The organism is Roseateles sp. P5_B10 (genome assembly GCF_056400485.1).
In genome coordinates, this window is record NZ_JBFULE010001479.1 from 1 (window position 1) to 692 (window position 692).

Below are 692 nucleotides of genomic sequence, written 5' to 3' on the forward strand. Positions count from 1 at the left end.
GCTTGCGGGCAATGTCCATCGGCTCGATCAGCGCCTGGTTGCCGTCACGCAGGTCGGTGCTCAGCCAGATCGGCGCGCGGGTCAGCACGGCATCGGGCCAGCGGCGGTCCGGCAATGCGATCGGGGCGAAGGAGCGGTACTTTTGCTGCGGTTGCTTCAACATGGGTGTTCCATCCGAGGGTGGGTGGCGCAACCAGCAGCCTTTGAAAACACGAACGGCCCGCTGCGGTTGCATACGGGCCGTTGGGGTCAGGTGTGAGCGTACGTGCGCGACTGACTAGCGAACCCGTGGTTCCTCTAGGGCTAGTAGCAGGCTAATTCGCGTGGCGCGGCTCATGGGTCGGGAATCTAGCATGAATGGCTATTGATGCAAGCCACGTTCATCCGGCTCGTCGGTGCTGGTGGAGATGACGCTGACGGGCTTGCCCTTGGACTTGCGCCAGCCATAGATGACATACCCCGACAGGCCATAGACGCAGAAGACACCGAAGAGAACGCGTGATGGATCGAGTGCGGCAAGGCCGATGCCAAGCATGATCACAACCAACACGATGAAGGGCACGCTGCGCCGCCGGTCGAAGACTTTGAAGCTGTAGAACGGAGCGTTCGTCACCATCGAAAGCCCGGCGAACAAGGTGATGCCGTAAGCCACCCAGGCGACCCAACCCCCGGGCTGGACACCGGTGTACTCC

1 protein-coding gene is annotated in these 692 nt (G+C 62.0%); it reads right to left on the reverse strand.

Going from position 1 to position 692, the window contains the following annotated elements; translation table 11 throughout:
- Window positions 1-361 precede the first annotated feature (361 nt).
- Window positions 362-692 (reverse strand): CDP-alcohol phosphatidyltransferase family protein (locus tag AC1DU6_RS34095; protein ID WP_477862844.1); only part of this gene is annotated, 331 nt, incomplete at its 5' end.